Source organism: Thalassovita autumnalis (assembly GCF_001458255.1).
GTDB lineage: Bacteria > Pseudomonadota > Alphaproteobacteria > Rhodobacterales > Rhodobacteraceae > Thalassobius > Thalassobius autumnalis.
In genome coordinates this window covers 78,345-98,409 of record NZ_CYSB01000030.1, presented here as the reverse complement: position 1 = coordinate 98,409, position 20,065 = coordinate 78,345, and the positions used below count along the sequence as shown (strand labels likewise).

General features: G+C 60.9%; 19 protein-coding genes. 4 read left to right on the top strand and 15 right to left on the bottom strand.

The features are described 5' to 3' along the window. Window positions 1-73: 73 nt before the first annotated feature. The 3 genes from TL5118_RS12090 (at window position 74) to pdeM (ending at window position 4,624) form a co-directional block, all read left to right on the top strand. On the top strand, window positions 74-1,390 hold the full coding sequence (locus TL5118_RS12090) for a DUF8689 domain-containing protein (RefSeq protein ID WP_058244481.1): 1,317 nt from the start codon (window positions 74-76) through the stop codon (window positions 1,388-1,390). A 69-nt stretch (window positions 1,391-1,459) separates the two neighbouring features. After that, entirely contained in the window at window positions 1,460-3,880 is a 2,421-nt protein-coding gene (locus TL5118_RS12085; RefSeq protein ID WP_058244480.1) for a ligase-associated DNA damage response DEXH box helicase, read from the top strand. A 54-nt stretch (window positions 3,881-3,934) separates the two neighbouring features. Continuing rightward, window positions 3,935-4,624: a ligase-associated DNA damage response endonuclease PdeM gene (pdeM, locus tag TL5118_RS12080; RefSeq protein WP_058244479.1), complete on the top strand. Its 690-nt coding sequence runs from the start codon at window positions 3,935-3,937 to the stop codon at window positions 4,622-4,624. On the opposite strand, the gene TL5118_RS12075 is transcribed toward pdeM, so the two are convergent. Then, window positions 4,621-5,487: a LytTR family DNA-binding domain-containing protein gene (locus tag TL5118_RS12075; protein ID WP_131727441.1), complete on the bottom strand. Its 867-nt coding sequence runs from the start codon at window positions 5,485-5,487 to the stop codon at window positions 4,621-4,623. The genes pdeM and TL5118_RS12075 overlap by 4 nt on opposite strands. Window positions 5,488-5,605: 118 nt before the next feature. Between TL5118_RS12075 and TL5118_RS12070 the strand changes: the two genes are divergently transcribed. Then, window positions 5,606-6,022, top strand: coding sequence for a PaaI family thioesterase (locus TL5118_RS12070; protein ID WP_058244477.1), 417 nt, complete (start codon window positions 5,606-5,608; stop codon window positions 6,020-6,022). A 6-nt stretch (window positions 6,023-6,028) separates the two neighbouring features. On the opposite strand, the gene folD is transcribed toward TL5118_RS12070, so the two are convergent. The 14 genes from folD to TL5118_RS12000 all read right to left on the bottom strand — a co-directional run bounded on the left by folD (window position 6,029) and on the right by TL5118_RS12000 (window position 20,016). Continuing rightward, a complete protein-coding gene (gene folD / locus TL5118_RS12065; RefSeq protein ID WP_058244476.1) occupies window positions 6,029-6,931 on the bottom strand; it encodes a bifunctional methylenetetrahydrofolate dehydrogenase/methenyltetrahydrofolate cyclohydrolase FolD in 903 nt (300 codons plus the stop codon). Window positions 6,932-7,129: 198 nt separating this feature from the next. Then, a complete protein-coding gene (locus TL5118_RS12060; protein WP_058260793.1) occupies window positions 7,130-8,806 on the bottom strand; it encodes a formate--tetrahydrofolate ligase in 1,677 nt (558 codons plus the stop codon). A gap of 184 nt (window positions 8,807-8,990) precedes the next feature. Continuing rightward, window positions 8,991-9,593: an MOSC domain-containing protein gene (locus TL5118_RS12055; RefSeq protein ID WP_058242155.1), complete on the bottom strand. Its 603-nt coding sequence runs from the start codon at window positions 9,591-9,593 to the stop codon at window positions 8,991-8,993. Window positions 9,594-9,783: 190 nt separating this feature from the next. Then, a complete protein-coding gene (gene ftsH, locus TL5118_RS12050; RefSeq protein WP_058242156.1) occupies window positions 9,784-11,700 on the bottom strand; it encodes an ATP-dependent zinc metalloprotease FtsH in 1,917 nt (638 codons plus the stop codon). Window positions 11,701-11,779: 79 nt separating this feature from the next. Beyond that, window positions 11,780-13,039: a tRNA lysidine(34) synthetase TilS gene (gene tilS / locus TL5118_RS12045; RefSeq protein ID WP_082626152.1), complete on the bottom strand. Its 1,260-nt coding sequence runs from the start codon at window positions 13,037-13,039 to the stop codon at window positions 11,780-11,782. Then, a complete protein-coding gene (ybgF, locus tag TL5118_RS12040) occupies window positions 13,036-13,854 on the bottom strand; it encodes a tol-pal system protein YbgF (protein WP_058242157.1) in 819 nt (272 codons plus the stop codon). The genes tilS and ybgF overlap by 4 nt, the downstream gene beginning before the upstream one ends. A gap of 76 nt (window positions 13,855-13,930) precedes the next feature. Then, window positions 13,931-14,440 carry a peptidoglycan-associated lipoprotein Pal gene (pal, locus tag TL5118_RS12035; protein ID WP_058242158.1) on the bottom strand — a complete coding sequence of 170 codons (510 nt, stop codon included), beginning with the start codon at window positions 14,438-14,440 and terminating at the stop codon, window positions 13,931-13,933. A gap of 115 nt (window positions 14,441-14,555) precedes the next feature. Then, the gene (gene tolB, locus TL5118_RS12030) at window positions 14,556-15,878 is read right to left on the bottom strand and encodes a Tol-Pal system beta propeller repeat protein TolB (RefSeq protein WP_058242159.1); all 1,323 of its coding nucleotides are present in this window, start codon (window positions 15,876-15,878) and stop codon (window positions 14,556-14,558) included. Beyond that, window positions 15,875-16,996 (bottom strand): cell envelope integrity protein TolA, encoded by a 1,122-nt coding sequence (gene tolA / locus TL5118_RS12025; RefSeq protein WP_058242160.1) that lies wholly within the window; start codon window positions 16,994-16,996, stop codon window positions 15,875-15,877. Before tolA ends, tolB begins: the two co-directional genes overlap by 4 nt. Before the next feature lie 8 nt (window positions 16,997-17,004). Then, a complete protein-coding gene (gene tolR / locus TL5118_RS12020; protein WP_058242161.1) occupies window positions 17,005-17,502 on the bottom strand; it encodes a protein TolR in 498 nt (165 codons plus the stop codon). Between the two features lie 3 nt (window positions 17,503-17,505). Continuing rightward, on the bottom strand, window positions 17,506-18,201 hold the full coding sequence (gene tolQ, locus TL5118_RS12015; protein ID WP_058242162.1) for a protein TolQ: 696 nt from the start codon (window positions 18,199-18,201) through the stop codon (window positions 17,506-17,508). Window positions 18,202-18,326: 125 nt separating this feature from the next. Beyond that, the gene (ybgC, locus tag TL5118_RS12010) at window positions 18,327-18,713 is read right to left on the bottom strand and encodes a tol-pal system-associated acyl-CoA thioesterase (RefSeq protein WP_058242163.1); all 387 of its coding nucleotides are present in this window, start codon (window positions 18,711-18,713) and stop codon (window positions 18,327-18,329) included. A gap of 71 nt (window positions 18,714-18,784) precedes the next feature. Continuing rightward, window positions 18,785-19,336, bottom strand: coding sequence for an RNA 2',3'-cyclic phosphodiesterase (gene thpR, locus TL5118_RS12005; RefSeq protein WP_058242164.1), 552 nt, complete (start codon window positions 19,334-19,336; stop codon window positions 18,785-18,787). Next, window positions 19,333-20,016, bottom strand: a complete 684-nt coding sequence (locus tag TL5118_RS12000; RefSeq protein ID WP_058242165.1) for a hypothetical protein — start codon at window positions 20,014-20,016, stop codon at window positions 19,333-19,335. The genes thpR and TL5118_RS12000 overlap by 4 nt, the downstream gene beginning before the upstream one ends. Window positions 20,017-20,065 lie beyond the last annotated feature (49 nt).

The window sequence follows — 20,065 nt, the reverse complement described above, 5'->3', positions numbered from 1 at the left end:
CTGCCATGATCTCTGACCAAAGTGCTGGCAACAGCAGGGCAACCTGCGTCCAGATTTTGGCAGAGGCAAACCAATGACACTGCAGGCCCCCATTCGCAATCGCGTGACCCCGCCGCCCGTTCCCGCTGGGCTGGCAGAGATGCAGCTGCCGATCACCATGATGCGGGACATCCTGCTGAAGACCTGTTTCCGCAAATCGCTGAGCACCATCACGGAAATGGCCAGTGCGGTCTGCCTGCCCCGCGTTGTGGTGCAGGAACTGGTGGATATGTGTCGTGAGCAAAAGCTGATGGAGGCGATGGGCACCCTGCATGCCGGCGCGGGCAATGAGATGGCGTTCCAGTTGACCGATGCCGGCAAAACCCGCACCCAAGATGCGCTGGCGCAGTCAGAATACTACGGCGCCATGCCGGTCCCGCTGGAGGTTTACCGCGAACAGATCAAACGCCAGTCGATCCGCGATATCCAACTGACCCGCCAGCAACTGACCGCAGCGATGGGCCATCTGGTACTGCCACCCGATCTGCTGTCCAATCTGGGCCCGGCTGTCAGCTCCGGCCGCTCCATTCTGATGTATGGCCCGCCGGGCAACGGCAAATCCTCGATCTCGAACGGGATCCGCGACGCGATGGGCGATAAGATATACGTGCCGCGCGCCATTGAATACGCCGGTCAGGTGATCACAGTTTACGACCCGATCGTGCATTCCAAGGCAGAGGCCGAGGAGCAGGATCCAAACTCGCTGCGCCGCAAGAAGGGGTTTGACACCCGCTATGTCCGCTGTGACCGCCCGACCGTGATCACCGGGGGCGAACTGACCATCGACATGCTGGATCTGACCTATAATGCCACGGCCCGCACCTATCAGGCACCTTTGCAGCTGAAGGCCACGGGCGGAATTTTCATCGTCGACGACCTTGGCCGCCAGCAGGAACCGCCACAGGCGCTGGTCAACCGCTGGATCGTGCCCTTGGAGGAGTCCAAAGACATTCTGGCGCTGCAATCCGGCGAAAAATTCGAAGTGCCTTTTGACACGCTGGTGGTGTTTTCAACCAACTTCCACCCGAATGAGATCTTTGACCAGGCCGCCCTGCGCCGAATTTTCTACAAGATCAAAATCGATGGCCCGGACCAGAAGAACTTCCTCAAGATCTTCTCACTTGTGGCCCGCAAGAAGGGCGTACCGCTGGATGAGGCTGCATTGGTGCATCTTATCCACCGGAAATACCCGACCATCGACAACATTTATGCAAACTACCAGCCGGTCTTCCTGATCGATCAGATGATCTCAATTTGCGAATTTGAAGGTATCCCCTACCAAATGACGCCCGAGCTTATCGATCGTGCATGGGCCAATATGTTTGTGAAGGACGAAGAGATCGTGAAATAACCCGCCATTCTGGGCGGGATCAGATCAGAACACTGGCGAATCGTGACGGCTATGTTCTAGTTTTGTTTCATGACTGACCGCCCCGCCCTGCTAGATCCCCGCCTTGAGGATTGGTTCACCGCCAAGGGCTGGTCGCTACACCCCCATCAGCGCCAGATGTTGGACAGTGCGGATCTGCCGGCGCAGCTGCTGATCGCCCCAACCGGGGGCGGCAAGACAATGGCGGGGTTCCTACCGACGCTCTGCGAATTGGCCGATGGCAGCCATAAGGGTCTGCACACGCTTTATATTTCGCCGCTGAAGGCACTGGCCGCAGATATCAAACGCAACCTGCGCACCCCCGTTGAGGAGATCGGCCTACCGATCCGGATCGAGGATCGCACCGGCGACACCCCCAACACCCGCAAGAAACGGCAGCGCGCCGATCCGCCACATATCCTGCTGACAACCCCGGAGAGCCTTGCGCTGCTGATCTCTTATGAGGATGCACCGCGTGTCTTCCAGGGGCTGCAGCGGGTGGTGTTGGATGAAATCCACGCTCTGGCCGAAAGCAAACGGGGTGATCAGCTGATGCTGGCGCTCTCACGCCTGCAGGCGATGTGCCCGGATCTGCGCCGTGTGGGCCTGTCGGCCACCGTTGACGACCCGGAGGCCATTGCCCGCTATCTGGCGCCAAACCCGGCCCCCTGCCCGATCCTGATGGCCGATCCCGGGCCCGCGCCGGACATTTCGATGCTACACACCGAGGAGGCGCCGCCCTGGACCGGTGGCGGCGCGGCCTATTCTATTCCAGCGGTGCTGAAACAGATCAAACAGCACAAAACCACGCTGATTTTTCACAACACCCGCGCCCAGGCTGAGATCTTTTTTCACAACCTCTGGCTTGCCAATGATGATGCCCTGCCGATCGGCATCCACCATGGATCGCTTGATCGCGGCCAGCGTGAAAAGGTTGAGGCCGCCATGGTGGCGGGGCAGCTGCGTGCCGTGGTCTGTACCGGGTCGCTGGATCTGGGGATCGACTGGGGTGATGTGGATCTGGTGATCCAGATCGGCGCGCCAAAGAACGTCAAACGCTTGGTACAACGCATTGGCCGTGCCAATCACCGCTATAACGCGCCCTCCAAGGCCATTCTGGTGCCCGCCAATAGATTTGAGGTGATCGAATGCCTGGCCGCGCTGGAGGCCGTGCAGGAGGGCGACCTGGACGGCGATGCGCGCCCCGCGGGACCGCGCGATGTCCTGTGCCAGCATATCCTGCTTTGTGCCTGTTCCGGCCCGTTTGACGCCGAGGCCCTCTACGGTGAAGTGACCAGCGCCGGGCCCTACGCCACGCTTAGCCGCGCCGCGTTTGAGGAGTGTCTGACCTTTTGTGCCACCGGCGGCTACGCGCTGCGGGCGTATGATCGCTGGCAACGGCTGCAACAGCGCCCTGACGGTCAATGGCAGCTGCGCGATCCCCGCAGTGCTGCGCTGATCCGCCAGAATGTGGGCACCATTCAGGACACTGACACGCTGAAGGTCAAAATGCGCGGCCGCCATGGCGCGCCTTTGGGGGAAATCGAAGAAGGCTTTGCCGCCAGCCTCAGCCCCGGGGATACCTTCCTGATTGGCGGCCAGATCGTGCGCTATGAAGCGCTGCGCGAAATGGTGGTGCAGGTCAGCCGCGACAAGGGCCGCAAACCCAAGATCGCCACCTTTATGGGCACCAAATTTTCCACCTCCACCCAGCTGAGCCAACGGATCCTGCGCCTGTTGCAGCAACCAGATTGGCCAGCCCTGCCCAGCCACACCGCCGATTGGCTGCACCTGCAACGGCAAATGTCGCAGCTGCCGGCACCGGGGGAGTTGCTGATCGAAAGCTTCCCCCATGACGGTCTGGCCCACAGCTGCATCTATGGCTACGCTGGGCGCAATGCGCAGCAAACGCTGGGCCTGCTGGCCACCCGCCGGATGGAAGAGCTGGGCCTTGCCCCCTTGGGGTTTGTGGCCACCGATCAGGCCACATTGATCTGGGGATTGGAGCCCTTGACCGATCCGGCCCCGCTGTTTGACCTCACCACATTGGAGGAGGATCTGGACGGCTGGCTGTCGACAAACGCGCTGATGAAGCGAACCTTTCGCGGTGTGGCCACCATCGCCGGGCTGATCCAGCGAAACCTGCAGGGACAGCGTAAAACCGGACGACAGGCGACGTTCTCCTCAGACATCCTCTATGACACGCTGCAACGCCACGATCCCGACCATCTGATGCTGTCGATCACCCGGCAAGAGGCACTGAGCGGTCTGATCGATTTCGCCCGGCTGCGCCACATGGTCACCCGCAGTGAAGGCCGGATCACCCACCTGACGCTTGAGCGGATCACCCCGCTGGCCGCCCCGCTGCTGCTGGAGGTGGGCAAGGTCCGCATCGACGGTGAAGCGCGCGAACGGCTGTTGATGGAAGAAACCGCCAAGCTGATGCAGGAGGCCGGATTGGCAGAAATTTGACCCTTTTAATCTGCCCTCTTGTTCCGTTTTAAAACCCATGCAAACACATCCCTCATGAGCAGTCATTCCTTCACTCTGGCAGGCCAGGACTTTCAGGCCATGCCCTCCGGCGCTTTGTTTTGGCCATCGCAGAGTCTGCTCTGCGTCTCAGACCTGCATTTCGGAAAATCTGAACGAATTGCGCGACTTGGCGGCGCTATGCTGCCCCCCTATGACACCCGCGATACGCTGTCGCGGCTGGAAAAGGATCTGGCCCGCACCCGCGCCAAGTCCGTGATTTGCCTTGGTGACAGCTTTGACGATTCGATTGCGGCGCGCGGGATCTCAGAACAGGAGTTCACCTGGATCACCCGATTGCAGGCCGGCCGACATTGGGTCTGGATTGAGGGCAACCATGATCCCGGCCCCTTGGCCATTGGCGGCACCCATCTGGCCGAGCTGCCGCTGCCCCCGATCCTGTTCCGCCATATCGCGGACCCGGGCAGCGCTGGTGAAATTTCGGGCCACTATCATCCCAAGGCACGGGTCAAAACCAAAGGCGGCAGCATCACGCGGCCCTGCTTTCTGGTCGACAGCGATCGCATCATCATGCCGGCCTATGGCAGCTACACCGGGGGCCTGCGCAGCGATGATCCCGCGCTGGCGCGGTTGATGCGCCCTGAGGCCCTGGCGATTTTGACCGGCAACTTTGCCCAGGCCATCCCGATGCCGGGACGGCGCAAGTCATTGCATGACGATGTTTAACGGCTTTCGACAGCAAATCGCTGCAGGATCCCGGCCTCTTCCAGACGCGGGCGGGCGCTGCGGCTGATCGGCACGCGGCCGCCGTTGCGCAGGGTCATGAACAGTTTGCCATTCTCACGCTCAACGCCCGTCACGGCGGCCTCAGCCACCCAGTGAGAGCGATGGGTCGCAAACCCCTCAACCCCGTCCATTTCGGCCACAGCATCGCTGAACCGCATCCGCAGGGTCACCAGAGACTGGTCTAGTTCCACATCCACAAAGTGATCACGCGCCGATAAGTGCAGGATCGCGCCACCAATGCCGGGCGGCATCCGGTTGAGCAGACGACAATCTGCTTCAGCGCTCGATGTCTCCAGCGGCACCTCAGTGACACCCATCATTCCTAGTGGATCCTGCGCCAGCGCATTCTCTTCCTCCAGCGCCAACCGCCGCAGCAGCTCCTTGCGTCCGTAGATCCGTCGCAACGCAGAAAACAGCACCGCGATCAGGAAGACAAACAGCGTCACCTTCCAGAAGCTCAGGCTTTCCGGCGCCAGCCTAAGCCCGAAAAGCGAGGTCAGAAAGAACACCAGCGGCGACATCAAAACCGTAATGCCAAGCGCCTGCCAAACCTCGCGCCAGCCGTCGTTCAGCTCAGGCAGGCGTCGCAGCAAAATCTCACGGGTGAAGGTGCTGAGGAAAACCGAGCAGCCGCTGATCGCGGCCCAATAGAGAACCCGCTGCCCCCAATCAAGATCGGAATAGGTGCCAAACGGCCCCATGATGGAGCCAGCCACAGCCGCCATCACCCACAAGCTCAACACAGACGGGGCAAACACCCGCTGCCCAGACAGTTTGCAGATCTGAAAGATCTCAGAAACCACGTTAACCACTCGATACCGTTACGTTGCGGTGCAAGGCTGTATTTACCTTCATCCGCGCATCTTCAAGCATATAATACGTGGAATACGAGAAATCTCTTAGGTGTTCAGGGGGAAAAACATGAAAATTCAGTCGCGTGTCAGCGAGAGTTTTGCAAAACAGACCATGATGCAGACCCTTGGGGCCGAACTGATCGCTGCCGACGCAGGCCTTGCCGTGATCGAAGCGCAGGTGCTGCCAACCTGTCAGCAGCAACATGGTTTTGGCCATGCAGGGCTGACCTTTTCCATCGGTGACAGCGCGGCGGGCTACGCAGCGCTTTCGGCAATGCCTGAGGGGTATGAGGTGCTGACCTCTGAGATCAAAATCAACCTGCTGGCCCCGGCTGCGGGTGACCGTCTGATCGCGCGGGGCAAGGTGGTGAAACCGGGCAAGCGGCTGGTCGTTGTCACCGCTGAGGTCTTCGCCCGGGACGGGGATCAGGAAACCCTGATCGCATTGATGCAGGGCACCATGGTCCCCATGGCGCCCCGCTGATCTGCGTTAGGCTGTCAGGCCTTCCGGCTCCGCCAGACCATTGGCGCGGCAGCAGGCAGTTACAGTGTTGGCCAAGAGGCACGCGATGGTCATCGGCCCCACGCCGCCCGGCACCGGGGTGATGGCGCCTGCGACTTTGGCTGCGCTTTCAAAATGCACATCGCCCACCAGGCGGGTCTTGCCCTCACCCTTTTCCGGCGCGTCGATGCGGTTGATTCCCACATCGATCACAGTGGCGCCTTCTTTGATCCAGTCGCCCGGCACCATTTCCGGGCGGCCCACGGCGGCCACAACGATATCGGCGCGGCGCACCACATCAGGCAAGTCCTTGGTGCGGCTGTGTGCGATTGTCACAGAGGCGCTGTCGTTCAGCAACAGCTGCGCCATCGGCTTGCCCACAATGTTGGAACGGCCAATGACAACAGCATTCATGCCCGAAATCGAACCGTGATGATCCCGCAGCATCATCAGACAGCCCAGCGGTGTGCAGGGCACCATCGATTTCTGACCCGTGCCCAAAAGCCCCACGTTGGAGATATGGAACCCGTCCACATCTTTGGCCGGGTCGATCGAATTGATGACCAGATCTTCGTTCAGATGGCCGGGCAGCGGCAGCTGCACCAGAATGCCATGCACCGCCGGATCGTTGTTCAGCTGATCAATCAGCGCCAGCAGGTCCGCCTCTGAGGTGTCCACCTCCAGCTTGTGCTCGTACGAGTTCATGCCGACCTCAACGGTCTGTTTGCCCTTGGAGCGCACGTAGACCTGACTGGCGGGATCTTCGCCCACCAGAACCACCGCCAGACCGGGGGTGATGCCGTGATCTTCTTTCAGACGGGTCACATGCCCCGCCACCTGTTCGCGCACCTTGGCCGCAAAGGCCTTGCCGTCAATGATGTCAGCCGTCATCAAAGCACCCTTTCAATGTTCCCAAAATACTCCCGCCGGAGGCGTTCGCCTTGCCGAGGCATGTACCGCGCATGCGGCCTGCACACCAGCCATAAGCCACCCGGTCAGGATAAGGTTGCCGCCCATCTGTTTCCCATCCGAACGGCAGGTTTCCCAAACGAAAAGCCCACCCGCATGACCGGATGGGCTTTCTTTGCTTTAGAACAGACCTTCGATCAGGCCTTCGTCGTTCAGGCAAATGTTTTCTGCCGCCGGTTTGCGGGGCAGGCCCGGCATGGTCATGATCTCACCGCAGACAACCACGATGAAGCCAGCACCCGCGCTGAGGCGCACCTCACGCACCGGCACCGAATGGCCGGTGGGCGCACCGCGCAAGCTGGGATCGGTGGAGAAGCTGTATTGCGTCTTGGCCATACAGACCGGCAGATGGCCATAACCGGCCTCTTCCCATTCTTTCAGCTGGTTGCGGATCTTGTTGTCTGCCAGCACCTCATCAGCACGGTAGATGCGCTTGGCGATGGTTTCGACCTTTTCAAACAGCGGCATGTCATCGGGATAGATCGGGGCAAAGTTGGCGGTGCCACCTTCAACGATTTCCACCACTTTTTCGGCCAGCGGTGCCGACCCTTCGGAACCCAGCTCCCAATGGCGCGACAGAACCGCCTCAACACCGTGTTCGGCACAGTAGTCTTTGACGGCCTGCACCTCAGCGTCCGTGTCGGTGACAAAGTGGTTGATTGCGACCACAACCGGCACACCGAAAGATTTGACGTTTTCGATGTGGCGCCCAAGGTTGGCGCAGCCGTTCTGCACGGCGCCAACATTTTCTGCACCAAGGTCTGCCTTGGCCACGCCGCCGTTCATTTTCATCGCCCGCACGGTGGCAACCAGCACCACAGCCGAAGGCGCAATACCGGCTTTGCGGCATTTGATGTTCATGAACTTCTCAGCGCCCAGATCCGCGCCAAAGCCCGCTTCGGTCACCACGTAATCGGCAACCTTCAGCGCGGTCTTGGTGGCGATGACCGAGTTACAGCCATGCGCGATATTGGCAAATGGGCCGCCGTGCACGAAGGCCGGATTGTTTTCCAGGGTCTGCACCAGGTTGGGCTGCATCGCGTCTTTCAGCAGGACGGTCATTGCGCCTTCGGCCTTGATGTCACGGCAGTAGACCGGGCTCTTGTCGCGACGGTAGGCCACGATGATGTCACCCAGGCGTTTTTCCAGATCCTTCAGATCGGTTGCCAGACACAGGATCGCCATCACTTCCGAGGCAACGGTGATGTCAAAGCCGGTTTCGCGCGGGAAGCCGTTGGCGACACCACCCAGGCTGGCGGTGATCTGACGCAGGGCGCGATCGTTCATGTCGACCACACGGCGCCAGGCGACGCGGCGGATGTCGATCTCGGCCTCATTGCCCCAGTAGATGTGGTTATCAATCATCGCCGACAGCAGCGAATGGGCTGAGGTGATGGCGTGGAAATCCCCGGTGAAATGCAGGTTCATCTCTTCCATCGGAACAACCTGCGCCATGCCGCCACCGGCCGCGCCCCCCTTCATACCGAAGTTCGGGCCCAGCGAGGCTTCGCGAATGCAGATCATCGCGTTTTTGCCGATGCGGTTCAGACCATCACCCAGACCTACCGTGGTGGTGGTCTTGCCTTCCCCTGCCGGGGTCGGGTTGATCGCGGTTACCAGGATCAGCTTGCCGTCTTCACGGTCCTGCACCGAATTGATGAAATCCTGACCCACCTTGGCCTTGTCATGGCCATAGGGCAGCAGATCGCTGGCTGGGATGCCCAGCTTGTCGCCGATCTCCTGGATCGGCTTCTTGTTGGCCTCACGGGCGATCTCAATGTCGGATTTGTAGCTCATAGGTACCCCTCCCGGCACGCATGGAAATTCACAGTTCTGGCTCAGATAACGACGGCACGGCCCGGGCTGCGCCGCAAAATCCGACATTTCCAGCGCGGGTTGCGTCGCGCTGTCGCAGGACGGAAGGGCACAGGTCGCTGTGAGTCGCCCCGACGTCTTGATTTAAGGAGTGTCGATTTGCGGCTCAGCGCGTGCTGCGCACCGCGTCGTAATGCGCCCATTCGGGCTGATCCGGCACAAACAGCTGCAGCGGATCACCAAGCGCGATCTCCCCCGGTCGTTCGACCCAGGCTGTCACCCCGCGTTTCGCCCAGGCCGCGGCCCGAAACCCTTTGCCCTTGCCCGGCGCTGCCGCCTCAATCACCTTGACCGGCAGATTGCAGGGGCGGTTTTCCATATCGATCACCAGCGTGGCGCCCGAAGGCGCCTGCAGGCGCGCGCTGGGGGGCATGCGGCTGAAATCGGGAATACCGCGCAGCACCAGTGAGGCGCCGATCCACGCCGGATCAAAATCCGCGATCTGCAGTTCCGCGGCAATTTCCGCCAGATCCTCGGCGCTGATCAGGCTCAGTTGACGGGTGTTGCGGATTTCCGTCCCGCGCGCATGCATCGCCGCCACCCGACCACAGGAGGGTCGGTTCACACCGGCATGGCTGTCCTCATCCAGCCCGTTCCAGGACAGGTCCGCCAGCTCGCGCGGGCTGGAGGCCAGCGAAGCCGCGCGATCCTCAACAACCCCCATCCACTCAATCGTGCCCCGAAAATCCGTTGGTTTCAAAACCGGCATATCACCCTCACCCGATGTGCTGCGTCTTCAATTTTGGCGGAGCATGCACCGAGAATGCAAGGCGCGCAAATGACATCCTGTGATCGCGACGATTTGTGACCGTTGTCCTTTCTGGGGTGTGGCCACAGTGTTGCAAACACCTGATGGCAAAGAAAAACCCCCGCCGGGGCGGGGGCTTAATCAGATGGGGTTAGCTCATTTCCGGTTCCATGCCACCGTCGCCGCTTGGCTTGGCTTTCGGCTTGGTTTTCGGGATGGCTGTGACCGATGGGGCGTTGCCTGCATCCGGGGTGTCATCTTCGTCCTCACCCGCATGTGGCGGCTCACCACGCATCACCCGTTTGATCTCTTCGCCGGTCAGGGTTTCATATTCCAACAGACCCTGCGCCAGACGCTCAAACTCTTCCTCATTCTCGGTCACGATCTTGAAGGCCAGCTCATAGGCTTCCTGAATGAAGCGTTTCACCTCATCCTCGATCATTTCCTTGGTGTTGGCCGAGACCGAGAAACCAGCGGTGTTGCCCGAGTAGCCTTCGTGGGCTTCGGCATAGTCGATGTTTCCGACCTTATCCGACATGCCCCAGCGCAGCACCATGGCGCGCGCCAGCTGGCTGGCCTGCTGAATGTCACCAGCAGGACCGTTGGACACGTGATCCGCACCGTATTTGTGAATCTCAGCCGCTTTACCCGCCATGGTCATGGCCAGTTTCTGGTGACACTCATCTTTGTGCCAGTTCAGACGGTCCATTTCCGGCAAGGACATCACCATACCGAGGGCACCGCCCCGCGGAATGATCGTGGCCTTATAGACAGGATCACATTTCGGCAGCTTCAGACCAACAAGGGCGTGACCGGCCTCATGATAAGCGGTCATTTCCTTCTGCTCGGCCGTCATGACCATGCTGCGACGCTCCGCGCCCATCATTATCTTGTCCTTGGCCTGTTCGAAGTCTTCCATCGTCACAAACCGGCGACCAACACGGGCCGCCATCAGCGCCGCCTCATTCACCAAGTTCATCAGATCCGCACCCGAGAAGCCCGGCGTCCCACGCGCAATGATGCGCAGATCAACGTCAGGGCCCAGCGGCGTCTTGCGGGCGTGCACGGCCAGGATCTTCTCACGGCCTTTGATGTCGGGGTTGCCCACGGTGACCTGACGGTCAAAGCGGCCCGGACGCAGCAGTGCAGGGTCCAGCACATCTTTACGGTTAGTGGCCGCGATGATGATCACACCTTCGTTGGCTTCAAAACCGTCCATCTCAACCAGCAGCTGGTTCAGCGTCTGTTCACGTTCGTCGTTGCCACCGCCATAGCCAGCGCCACGGTGACGGCCCACGGCATCGATTTCGTCGATGAACACAATACAAGGCGCGTTTTTCTTGGCCTGTTCGAACATGTCGCGCACACGGGATGCACCAACACCAACAAACATTTCCACAAAGTCCGACCCCGAAATGGTGAAGAAGGGCACGCCCGCCTCACCCGCGATCGCACGGGCCAGCAGGGTTTTACCGGTGCCCGGAGGGCCCACCAGCAGCGCACCTTTGGGGATCTTGCCGCCCAGACGGCTGAATTTCTGCGGGTTACGCAGAAACTCTACGATCTCTTCCAGCTCTTCTTTGGCTTCGTCGATCCCAGCAACATCATCAAAAGTAACACGGCCGTTCTTTTCGGTCAGCAGCTTGGCCTTGGATTTGCCAAAGCCCATTGCGCCACCTTTGCCGCCGCCCTGCATGCGGTTCATGAAGTAGATCCACACACCGATCAGCAGCAGGAATGGCAGGAGGCTCAGGATAAAGGTCTGGAAGCCGGACTGTTGCTGGCTCTCGGCGGTGACCGGGATGTTTTCAGCAATCAGCATTTTGGTGACTTCGGCGTCATCCGGCTTGATGGTGACATAGTCACGGCCATCGGTGCCCCGGAAGCGCACGGATTCGCCATCCAGTGTCACAGAGCTGACTTTGTCTTCGTCAACGGCCTGGACGAATTCGGAATAAGGGATGGCGTTGTTTTGCAAGCTGCTGCCTGATCCGCTGAACAGGTTGAACAGGGCCAGCACCAACAGGAACAGAACCACCCAGAAAGCGATGTTTTTCGCGTTGCCCAAGGAAAATCTCCCAATCTTCGGTCGCCACCGGAGGTATCACAGGCGGCATCCTACTTAAATAGAGATCCTGCGACCATCTTCAACGAGATACCGTCCATTTGGCAAAATCGCGGCAGTTGGGCGCAAGTTCTGCCTGCCATCCCTGCAAGAACCCCGCCAATGGGGCGGAAATCAGCTGATTGTCGCGCCAAATCGCTGGATCAGCCTGCAGCGCCGCCGCCGGTCGCAGAGATTCGCGCGGTTTCGGGCAGGCTAGCAAACCCTCCGCGCCTAAAGGTGCGATGTGCAAATCCGCCCCCCCGGGGCCTGAAAGCTGCCAACGCGTATCAAAGGGTTGATCGACAGATGTGCTCAGCTCGGCCACTGCGGCCAATTCACGAAACAGGTAGATCCCGCCTTTGCGGTGGGTCATGCGCACACCGCTGAGCGTTGCGCCCTGCCCCGCCAAGGCCTGCGCCCGCAGTTGCGCCAATGCTTCAGACCGTGGCGCATAGCCCGGTCCGGCAATCCATCCCAAGGCATGTTGCAACAAACGGCGCTGCAATTCCGCTGGCAGCTCTGCAAAAGGCTTTGCCGCTATGGCCAGATCACCCGCGTGCTGGGTGACATGTTTGCCCGCAAACTGCGCCACCGCCCAGTTCAACGCGCCACGTGCCTCGGCCAGGTTTTGGGCCGTTTGGTTCAGCGCCTCAGGCTCCACCCCCTGCTGCGCCAACATCTTTAGGCCCTGCCGCATGCGCACCCGTTCAAACCGGGTGTCGTCATTTGACGGATCTTCAACCCAAGTCACGTTGCGCGCAGTTAACTCCGCCCGCAAGGCGTCGCGACGCACAGAAAGCAACGGGCGCAGGAACGGGAACCCCGCCTGTTCGCCCTGAGCCGCCATCGCCGCCAGCCCGTCCACCCCAGCGCCACGTGCCAGCCGCATCATCAGCGTTTCTGCCTGATCGTCGAGGGTATGGCCCAGCAAAACAGCGCTTAAGCCCCGTTGCCGCGCCCAATCGGCCATCAGCCGATACCGCGCACGCCGGGCCTGATCCATCAGATTGCCCTGACCCTCCCAGCCCTGCCAGCGCAGAACCCTATGCGGCAGACCCAGCGATGTGGCGTGATCTGTGACAAATGCGGCCTCTTGCGCCGCCTCAGAACGCAGCCCGTGATCCACGGTCACCACATGCAGATCCACGCCCCGATCACGTGCCCAATCGGCCGCCAGATACAGCAAAGCTAGGGAATCACTGCCGCCGGAAACCGCGATGCCCAAAGGGCCCGCGGGATCCGTCGATTGCCAGCCCCGCAGCGACGCCGCGAGCGCCTCGGCGGGGGACAGTTTGGTCATGAGCAGGCGAGCCGCGCGCGTTCCTCTTCGGCGGCGACAACGGCATCAGCACCGGGGAAGCGCACAGCCACCTCAGCCAGTGTCACGCAGGCCTCAGAGGTTTGGCCCAACTGCCCCAGTGAGAAGCCCAGTTTGTACAGCGCTTCCGGCGCGCTATCGCCCTGCGGCGCTGCGCTAAAGGCCTCCAGATAGGCCCGTGCTGAAGCGGTCTGATTGCCATCCGCAGCCAGCGCATCACCCCGCATCAGATGCGCCAGCGCGGTCAATGGGCTGCCGGGATAGGTGGCGATAAACTGATCCAGCAGCGACAGCGCTGTGGCATGGTCGCCTTCGTTCAACGCGGCGTCGGCACGTTCAAAATCGGCCTCTTCCCCGATGGCCAGTTCCGGCGCATCGGTCACACCCACATCCGGGCTCACAACTTCTTCACCGGCATCGCCGCCCAGGGTGCTGCCCTCGGCCAGACTGGCAATGTCGCAGCCGGCTTCCAATTCACACAGGCGGAATTCAAGATCGCCCACACGGTTGCCGCCGTCCGTGGCGATGCGGTTGATGCGGAACTCCAGCTCTTCGGTTTTGGCGGTGAGGCGCTGCATCTGGCCTTCGATGGCATTCACCCGCTGCAGGATGGTGCCGCCCGCAGCCCCCGAGGGCGCGCCGGTGGTGCTCAACTCACGCTTCAGGCGTTGCAGATCGACGTAGAGCACCGACAGCTCCTGACGGATATCCGCCAAGGTCTGATCCTGTTCCTGTGCGAATGCGCCCGTGACCGGTGCGGCCAGCGCAAAACAGGTTGCCATAACAAACCAGCGCATGTGGTCCCTCATCTTTCTAAACCGGCCCGCTGAAACAGATTTAGCGGACCTTTGATAATCGCGGTGTGATCGCGCCTTAGCTGGACAGACCTGCGGACAGGACGGTCACCGCGCGGCGGTTTTTCGAATAGCAGCTTTCCTGCGAACAGACCTCAATCGGGCGCTCTTTGCCAAAGCTCACCACCTTCAGGCGGTTGGCCGCGATACCGCGCTGCACCAGGTATTCCTGCACCTCATTGGCGCGGCGTGCGCCCAGGGCCAGGTTATATTCCCGCGTGCCCTGCTCATCTGCGTGGCCTTCGATCACGGCGGTGAAATCCATATTCTGCAGCAGCCAATCCGCCTGCAGATCCAGCGTTGCCGCAGCAGTCGACGACAGGGTGGATTGGTTCACTTCGAACAGAACCCGATCCCCAACGGTTTGCTGGAAATAAAGCGGCGAGCGCGGATCATCCGCGGATCCGTCGTTCACACCGGCAGGATCGCCGCTGAGGTAAACGTCATCATTGCCAAACCCCGGATTGGTACATGCGGCCAGCGCCAGTACCGAAGTCAGCATCACTGCCCGTGCCAGAATCGTCTTCATGTCATTGCCCCGCTCGACTGATCTTCTTGTTGTTTTCACTACCATAACGTTTTCGATCTGAAAACGCCGCAAGCCAACGCGCCCCCTGATCGGCAGGAAGGCGCGGTTGCCAAGTTTATTCCTGCAGCGGCGACCAGGCCGGATCCGATCCGCCGCCCTGCGTGCGCACCCGTTTCAGGTTGCGCCCTGTGATATCCACCGAATAGAGGCTGGCCGATCCCCCGGCCCCTTGGGTTTCGCGGGTGAACATGATCACCCGGCCATTGGGCGACCAGGTGGGCCCCTCGTCAAGGAACGAAGCCGTGAGCAGGCGCTCTTCTGAGCCATCGATGCGCATCACGCCGATATGGAACCGGCCTTTGCTTTGTTTGGTGAAGGCGATCAGGTCACCACGCGGGCTCCAGACCGGGGTGCCATATTGGCCTTTGCCAAAGCTGATGCGCTTAGGCTCACCGCCATTGGCGTCCATGATGTAGAGCTGCTGCGTGCCGCTGCGGTCACTTTCAAAGACGATCCGGCTGCCATCCGGGCTGTAGCTGGGGGCCGTTTCAATCGACGGGGCCGAGGTCAGGCGCTGCGACCGGCCGTTGGCGATGTTCATCTTGTAAAGGTCGGTGTTGCCGCCTTTGGTCAGCGAATAAAGCACGGTCTGACCATCCGGCGAGAACCGCGGCGCAAAACTCATGGTGCCGGGCTGTTCCTCCAGCACACGACGCCGGACCGAGGCCACATCCAACACGTAAATCCGCGGAAAGCCGGTTTCATATGAGGTGTAGAGGATCCGGTCACCAGTGGGTGAGAACCGCGGCGCCAAGACGATTGACCGGCTGTCAGTCAGAAACTGCAGGTTGGCCCCGTCATAATCCATGATCGCCAACCGTTTCTTCCGTTCGTTTTTCGGGCCGGTTTCGCTGACGTAGACCACCCGGCTGTCGAAATAGCCGCTTTCGCCGGTGATCCGGCTGTAGACCGCATCAGCCACCTTATGGGCCATGCGACGCCAACCCTCCTGCGTGCCGGTGAACTGCAGGCCGCTGCCCAATTCAGCACCGGCAAAAACATCGTAGAGGCGGAACTTCACCGTCAGCCGCCCACCGGGCTGCAGGCTGACCGCGCCGGAAACCAGCGCCTGCGCGTTGATCGCTTTCCAATCGGCATATTGCACCGGGCTGGAGAAGCTGGTGATCGTGCTGATATGGGCGCTGTCGGGGATTTCACGGAACAACCCGGTGCCGCTCAGATCATCGGCCACCAGTTGCGCGATATCCTGCGCCAACTGCCGGGCCGAGCTGTTTTCGGCCACAAAATCCGGTGCTGCAAAGGGCAGCGGTTCAATCACACCTTCGGTAATTTCAATCCGAAGTGGGGCGGCATTGGTCAGGCCGGGCAAAGCAAAAACAGCCGTGGCCGCCAGGAGGGTCAGGAAACGTCTGATCATTTGATCCTCATTTTCTCTGGATTGAATGTCATTTCTATATCACGCCATTGTTCATATTTCTCGGACGGCAGCGCAAAACCGCGCGCGCCACAGCGAATGATTGCACGCCGCGCCGCCTGAAAGGCCTGTTGAACCGATCCGCCAGTGCCCCCGCTGGAGCTGATCATGCGGATCGTCCCGGTGTCTGGGGTGCCGTCCTCGTTCATCGATACGCCAACAACAACGGTTGTCTTCAACGCTTCCGTCGAAAGTGATCCGGTGTTCCAGCATTTCTGCACCGCCACCCGCAGTGCGTCCTTTTCGCCTGAGGTCAGCGGCGGCCCCGAGGGGCGCGGCGGTGTCGGGTTTGCCGTGTCATTGCTGAGCCCTGCCAACAAGTCATCCACCGCGGATTGAACGTTGTCCTGCGGTTGGGGGGGCGTGTCATCCGCCACCTCAGTTGGTTCGGGCGGCGTTGGGCGGTTGGGGCGTGCCCGCGGGCGCAGCGACCGGCCCAGCCCCGGGGGCTCAGCGGTTTCCGCCTCGGTCACGATCTCAGTGCTGGCCGCCTCTTCCACGGTTTTTTCTTGATCCGGCAACTGCTCCTCACCGGTGGCATCCGATGTGTCGACATCCTGCGCGACGTCAGCCACCTTGTCCTCTGGCTCCGGCGGGGCAATCGCCTCGGGCGCCACACGCGGGGCTTCCTGCGGGCGGCTAGGGGTGAGCGAGACGGGACCGTCGGTTTCCGGCTCATCACTGGGCGGTGCCAAAACGGCCACATCATCGCTGACCTCTGCCGGTGTGGGCGGCGTGATCTCGGGCCGGTCGGGGCGCGCTTCTGGTCGCGGTGGTTTGGTTTCTTCGGGCTGTTCCAGCACGGGCGGCTGATCGGCCTGACTGCTGGCTGGTGTATCAGCCTCCGGCGGGGTCACATCCGGCAGTTCCGGCACAATCAGATCGCTCACCGTTTCCGGTGGTTCTGTCCCGGCCAGCAGGCTTTCAAACTCCGCCTCAGAGATTGCGACAACCTCCGTCACCTCAAACGGTTCGGGCGCGGGTTTGAACACCCCGCCCAACAGCGCCCAGCCAATGAGGCTGACGTGCGCAACGCCTGAAATGATGGTACCGGTCTGCATTCTCGGGCTCAGTTCCCTGTTGTCTCAGCCTCAACAGTGGCCCCGTCCAGCGACGGCCCACCGGTATCGGTCACCAGACCGATGTTGCTAAAGCCTGCACGGTTCAGCGCCCCCATGACCTGAACCACATCCTCATAAGGCACAGCCCCGTCCGCGCGCAGGAACACACGGTCGCCGTCCCGTTCCGCCGCAATCGCGCGCAGGCGGTTGATCAGATCCTCACGCGCCACCTCGGTGGTCTGGATCATCACCGTGCCTTCGGCGGTCACGGTGACGGCCAGCGGCTCCTCCTGTTCGCCGGGCAGCGCATTGGCGGCGGTTTTGGGCAGTTCAACCGGCACACCAACCGTCATCAGCGGCGCCGAGACCATGAAGATGATCAGCAGCACCAGCATCACATCCACAAAGGGCGTAACGTTGATTTCCGACATGGGCTGCGCCCCGCCACGACGGGCGCGCCGGCGGCGTCCGCCGCCTCCGCCCTTGTTCATCACACCCGCGCCCATCGCTCAGAGGTCCAGCTGACGGCTGAGGATGGTCGAGAACTCATCTGCAAAGGCCTCATAGCCTGCAATGATCCGATCCGCATCTGCCGACAGTTTGTTGTAGAAAATCACCGCCGGGATTGCGGCCAGCAGGCCCAGCCCCGTCGCCAGCAGCGCCTCAGCGATACCGGGGGCCACAACGGCCAGGTTAGTCGATTGCTGTTCTGCAATGCCGATAAAGGCCACCATGATGCCCCAGACCGTGCCAAACAGGCCAACAAAGGGGGCTGTGGACCCCACAGTTGCCAGAACTGGCAATCCGTTTTGCAGTGCCTCGGCCTCTTTGGCGATCGCTACATCCATCGACCGGTCAATCCGCGCCTGTGCTCCGGCGATCAGCCCGCCATCATCGCGGTGAGAGCGGCGCCATTCGATCATCCCGGCAGCAAAGACCTTTTCGGAATGCCCTTTAGGATCTGCCCCGATCTGATCAAACAGCGCATCCAGTGGTTCACCGGACCAGAACGCCCGATCAAACGCTGCTGCTTCGCGACGGGCCAGCCTGTAGGCAATGAGTTTCTGAATGATGATCGACCAAGACCAGAAGGACGCGATGACCAAAAGGACCATCACCAGTTTCACGGTCAGTGTGGCGCGTGCAAAAAGTGCCCACATTGAGAAATCAATCTCATGCGCCAAGGCAAGGGTTTCTGTTTCCATTAGCCTGCTCTGCTCTGATGGCCCGTTATCTTCGGGCCTTGATTACAGGCAAAGCTAGCTGAGAATTAAGGGGAAAGCTAACAAAATGGCGTCAACGCGCGTGTTTTTGCGCAAAGATCGGCCTTCTAGTTCAGCATCTGGCGGATATTTGCCGGCATCCGCACCGGCTGACCGTCCTCATTCATCACGATGACCGTGACGATGGCGTGAAACAGCGCCTTGCCGTTGCATTTCACCCATTGATCCATCACCAGCCGTGCGCCGGTAACTTGTGTCACCTCGGTGGTCACGGTCAGCTCATCGTCCAGTTTCGCCGGCGCCAGATAATCCGCCTCCACCCGGCGCACCGCAAAGACATAGCCTTCGGCCTTCATGGCGTTCTGATCCATACCGATCTCACGCACCCATTCGCTACGGCCGCGTTCAATAAACCGCAGGTAATTGGCGTAATAGACGATCCCGGCCATATCAGTGTCTTCGTAATAAACGCGCACGGGGAGTTCGTAGATCATCGATGCTATCACTTCTGGCTTCGGTTGCTGGCGGCACCGTAGCAGTCAGGCCGGCCCGCGCAAGACCCCGCTTAAACCGGTTGCAACGGATAGGTCGCCAGCGCCTCATAAAGCGGGCCATCTGCGGTCAGCGTTGATTGATAAATGGAAAAGCTTTCAGCCTCGGCCAATGGCAGGCTGGCGCCGCCCTCTGCTGCCATAAATGCTGCCAGCCGCGCCTGTGCCTCAGGCGGCAGGCCCCGCTGGAACCGCACAAGGGTCACATGGGGTTTGAACCGGCGCCGCGGCAGGTCCACGCCTGCCACGCGCACCAGATGGGCCAGTTTTTCCTGCAGGTGGATCAGTTCCGGCACCCGCTCGGCCAACATCACCAGGGTTGACGGCTGCCTGCCGCCCCAAAGCTCCAGCCCAGTCAATTGCAACCGCACCTGCGGCTGCTGCACTGTGGTCAGCCCGTCGTGCAGAGGCTCCAGTATGTGATCAGGCTGGGCATCCAGAAAGGCCAGCGTCAGATGCAGGTTCTCTTCCTCAACCTCCCGACCGATCCCCAGCCCTTCGGGCAGGGCCATCAGCCCGTCACGCAAATTGTCCGGCAGATCCAGGGCCAGGAACAGCCGCCTCATTCGCCGCGCTGGATCTGGTCGCTGTCATCTTCGATCACCAGATCCCCCTGCACCTGCAAACGGGCATAGAGCCGCAGCGCATGGGAGGGATCACGATCAGATCCCGGCATCAAGGGCGCATAGGCGGCGCGGATCACCCCGGCCACATCGGGACGCAGGATCACATTCTCCCCGGCAATCGCCAGGGGAGAGGTCTCGGCAAAGGCGGCGTTCGACCACAGCAGCATCACCTGAACAACTTGGGTCAGCGCCAGTGTTTCGGCGGGCATCTTCGCCATCTGCGCATCCATCCGCACAAACACAAAGGCCGCCTGGATCGCGCCCAGATCATCAAAACGGAAGCCGCGGTACTGATTGGCGTCCTGCGCCTTCAACTTGCCCACCAGTTCCGCCAGATCCGGCACCAGCTGGTCGAGGTTTGGCACCTCCAGCAGCTCCGCCCAGTCCTTGAAGAAAAAAAACATCAGGTTGGCGCCCAACTCAGGATCGGTTTCCGCCATTTTGTGCCCGGCCAGCACCACAACCGCCTCCAGCGCACCTTTGACGATTTCCAGCGTTTCTTCTTCCACACCAAAGACCACCGGCACGATCGGACGGCCCCAGCGGGCAAAGACATATTCCCCGTTTTCACGGGTGAACAGCGCTTGAACAGCTTCGGGGCTCAGGGCTTCGGGCGTCATGGTCTATCCTCAGAACGGCAGGAACGGCCCCCGCATAACGTGAACCACG